At 27.6% G+C, this 4655-nt stretch carries 1 protein-coding gene; it reads left to right on the plus strand.

Annotated elements, in window-relative coordinates:
- Positions 1-1927: 1927 nt before the first annotated feature.
- Complete coding sequence (locus CJP74_RS07935; RefSeq protein ID WP_119497990.1) at positions 1928-2797, plus strand: BspA family leucine-rich repeat surface protein; 870 nt, start codon at positions 1928-1930, stop codon at positions 2795-2797.
- The last annotated feature ends 1858 nt before the right edge of the window (positions 2798-4655 follow it).

The raw sequence follows: 4655 nt of genomic DNA on the forward strand, positions 1-4655 counted from the left end.
TACTTTTTCTTGTTTAACTGTATTACTTTTTCTTGTTTAACTGTATTACTTTTTCCTGTTAAATGTATTACTTTTTCTTGTTAAATGTATTACTTTTTCTTGTTAAATGTATTACTTTTTTCTCTTAACTAGATAACTTTACCTTGATCGAGATTTTTATCACAAATGCACCAGTTAAACTAAAAAATTAATAAACTCACTTAAACTGTAATTCTTGCCTATTTTTCGAGGAGAAATAGCTTAATTTGTAATTTATTTTTCTCTTATTCCTCTAGATATTTTTTCAGCTAAAACAAAAATCAGGGGTTGGAGCTAAAATTATTCATTTAGATAGTTTTTTGCAAAAAAGTAAAATTTTCTTGTCCTTATTTTCAATAGGTTTGTACTTATTAATAGCCATAGGCTAACTATAAACTTTGAATTTTCTGGCTGCTTAATGCAAAAAAATAGCATAAAATATTAATTTTTAATCATATTTTTTCCTAAAAAATAAGCTCGTTAAACAAAAATTTTTAAATTTTTCAATATTTTTTTGCAAAAATTAGCTTATTTTTCTGAAATTTTACAATATAAAACTCTTCAAAAGCTTTTAATTATCATATATTTATATAATATTTTGTAATTTAATTTTAAAAAAGGCATTTTTTAACAAAAATAATGTAAATTTTTCTTTTTTGTATTATAATTTAGGTAGGTGGATTTGTATTGTCTCTCCTTTTGTAAGTTGATGATTTTACGAAGCTTCCTTATGCGAGTTTTCTACAAAAGTGAAAACTTTCACATAAAATATTTCGATTGTTTAAAGAATAGTGAGTTTGGCTCGGTTAGCATACCGAGCTTTTTTTATGGCTGGAAATCAATAATTTATCACGCATTTTTACTAGAAAATAAAATATTTCTAATAATTTTATCTCTAGTTTAGAGGAATTAGCAAAAACTTATCTTTTGATAGCAAAAACTGAAAATTTATCTTTCTTTTTACACTTAGCAATATTTTGTACTATTTAAGAATAGAAAGAGAGGTATTTTATACTTTTTTTTGAGAGTTTATTGCTGATTTTTATACGTTTTTTTAGATCGGGAAAAGTTTTTTTGTTAGATAAAAGAGTTGAGGTGAGAAAGTTTAAACTGCTTTTAAGAACTTAAGATGAGTTAAATAGGATCTTAAACGAAGTTATGTAAGTATGGATATATGGATACTAACTAAGTTAAGTAAATGTTAACAACGCGATTAAGTATTTAGTTACCACGAGGTATACTACCAAGGTTAAACTAATTTGTTTAAACAAAAAAAACTCTTTTCCTGACTAAAAGAGTAAATTTTTTTAGCTTAAATTACAAAGATATTTAAAGCATTTTGTAAAAAATTTGTCTTTAAATGTAAAAAAGTTGCTTAAAAAGACAAATTTTTATATATACTATTTAGATACTAAAAGACTAACCGAGTCTTTATAGTTGAATTCCAAAATTATCCGAAGAGTAGATTCTCTTCGGATTTTTTTTGTCTATTCTAGTTGTTACTCAGAAATTAACAAACTTAATAAAGTTATAACAGGTGTAGATCTTAAAACTGCAAGTCGCATTTTCCCATATATTTATAAAAAATAACATTTTTAATCCAGAATAAATAAAAAAAAATCGCTCTTTTATATAGCTAAATACCTATATAAAGTACCTCAATAACGTCATTTTTTAAGACTTTTTCTGGTTTTTAGAGCTAAAAAATGCTTTTTTCCCTTTTTTTTGTGATTTTTAGTTATTTTTTACTGCAATTTATGTAATTTTTTAGTATAATTTTTTATAGGGTAGAACATTATCTTTTTAGAATTTATTCTAAAAAAATTATGGCTTTACCTTTAAATCAATCACAAGCTTACAAAAAATATCACAAATATTTTAACTAAGCTAGTCCAGGAGACTGCTCAATATGACTAGCATTACACAATTAGCAACTCATTTAGATAAAAAACTTCCAACAGCACGTGGCTGGATGTTTTATTTTGCAACTACGTTGTTTAATTTAAATAGTCTAGAACGTGTTGATTTAAATACTCTTGAGGAAAAATACTTAGAAGCTAAAAGTTACAACCTCGAAAAGGATCCAGGACAAGCCAAAGCTCATCCAGAGTCTTGCGATGCTTGTTATGCTTTCTTAAAAGATGTAATTTCGAAAGAAGGTCCAATTACGGTTGCCGACTGGAAGATTAAGAATTTACCTCACGATAGACTATACTATTTATTAGAAACCTTTTTATCTTACAACCGCTATGCAGTTACTCCTGTAATTGATCTAAGTTTTGTGGATATAAGTCACTTAACCGATCTAACAGGGCTGTTTGCTAAGTTACATGTTTGTGGAATTGCCTACCAATACGCCTTTGATGTATCGGCATGGGATACTTCACATGTTCAAGTAATGGACAGACTTTTTGCTAACTGCGAAGTTGTTGTCAAAGGGTATGGTAAATGGGATCTTTCAAGTCTCAGATCCGTACGCGAAATGTTTAAAGAAAATCGAGTTGTGGATGAAGATATTGTAATAGACTTAAGCAAAATTAAAAGCTCAGGTTTAGTTGATGTTTTCAAAGATTCAGAGTACTTACTAACTAAAGACCTTAGTAAAATCTTTATTAACGTAGGCACTCATACCATTCCGCATAGTGATCCAGATTTTCTTAAGTTTCACTTTGCTGAAACCCCAAAACATCTAATTGAGAACCTTAAACGTAATACTGAGTGGTTAAGAGAGCATCATCCACAAAAACATTTACGTGCAGGTACCCAATTCACCTATTAAATAAAACAACTTAAATTAAGTCCCCCGAAGTAAATTCGGGGGACTAATTTATTTGCCTAAAATAAATTATTAACCATAACTTAATATCTTGCTATTGGGCAAATATCTTGCAATTAAACAAAATAATGTATTACTGCAAAGCAAAAAGCAAAAACAAAACTCCATAAAAAAACCACCTAAAAAAGGTGGTAGATAAGTTTATTGAAGTTTTTATGTAACCTGACTTTTTAGTAAAAAGAAAACTAGATTTTTTATACAACTACAACTCTATAAAGTTGGAGACTAGAGCTATAGAAGTAGGCTAAATCTAGTTTAAGGAATTTATTTACGAGTTATAAAGGGAAAGAAGAACCTAGCTCGCAAGCCTTTTTATTAAAAGGAGCTGATTTTTGCTTTAAACATCACTATATTTATTAGTTCCTTTTTTTTATTACGATATAAATGCTTAAATAAAAATGCAGTTTTCTCTTAACTAAATCTGAACTTCTAGGGTTGCTTTTGACTTAACACCAGTAGCTCAGTAAAGGGAGTCTACCTTAAGGTGAAGCTAAAAACAAAAGTCTTGAAGCTTACACGTCTTTACTCCAAGATTAGAGAAAATTTTATTTTTTCCCTAAAAAGCTAAAAGTCCGATTTAAACTTTTGAGGATAAGCTCTTCTTTATTTATATGGATATTTATAAGAGACAAAAACATGAGAAAAAGGGGATAATGTTGTTGCTTCTTGGTTGTGAATTCGCTAAAAGCTAAAAGCTTCTAGCCCCTAAAAAAGAAAGTAATATCCACTCGTAAAAAATTCCGGTTGGAGTTTTTACTTAAAAGTAAACAGGTTACTTTAATTATAATTTTATTGTACTCTAAAATTTTTACTTATTGCAAGGATTTAGCAGTAATTTTTTACATTTTCTTGGGGTTTTTTTATTTTCTATGGCTAGTAGTTAACTAAATAAAGGATTTTTATTCCTTTTTTTGATAGGTATTTTTTCTTGTTTGTAAGGGTAATATTCTTCTGAGATTGGATTTTGTTATTTTAATTTAGGTTTTTACTAATCTATGCTTGGATTTTACCTTTTGTTTTTAAGATTTTTGTATTTGTGCTCTTAGATTTGCTTAATCTTAGATTAGGTTTTACTCTTCTTAGATTAGGTTTTACTCCTCTTTATTAGTTATTTACCTTCCTTATATTTATATTTTTAATCTTCATAGCTTGTTTTTTTCTCTTCTTTGATTCAGCTTTTTGTGCTTCTGAAATTAGTTTTTACTTTCTCTAAATTGTATTTTTAGTCTAAAAAAGTAGCTTTTTCTTTTCTCATATTTTGGTTATAGATCCCCTAAAAATTAGTTTTTCCTCTCTGCAAATTTACTTTTAGCTCTCCTAAAAATTAGCTTTTCCTCTCTGCAAATTTGTTTTTAGCACTTCTAAAAATTGGCTTTTCCTTTCTAATATTTTGTTTTTAGCTTACCTAAAAATTAGATTTTCCTCTCTGTAAGTTTACTTATAGCTTTCCTAAAAATTAGTTTTAGCCTTTTTTAAATTGGGATTTTACCTCTCTTAAAATTATATTTAGCTCTTCTAAAAGTAAAAAAATCTCTTGTCGAGGCGAATAAATTTGCTTGCTTTGACTGATCCTTTACGATCATTTTAACGCCTCATTAACAAATATAAACACTATTTAAAATAAATTTACGCAGTTTTTTCTTCTTAGGTATATGTGATATTTATGAGTTATGCTAGTAAAAATTACTTTTTGCAATAACTAAAGTTTTGCCTCCAGGGGTCTTATGAGCTATTAAGTTGCTGAGTTGGCTTTTTTAGGTACAGCTTACCTAGGGTTAATTATTTACTATTAGTTTTAAAT

The organism is Psittacicella melopsittaci (genome assembly GCF_003585925.1).
GTDB classification, from domain to species: Bacteria; Pseudomonadota; Gammaproteobacteria; order Enterobacterales; family Psittacicellaceae; genus Psittacicella; species Psittacicella melopsittaci.

Excerpts from the sequence above, each read along its gene's own strand:
- CJP74_RS07935 (WP_119497990.1), top strand. The coding sequence starts at position 1,928 with ATGACTAGCATTACACAATTAGCAACTCATTTAGATAAAAAACTTCCA.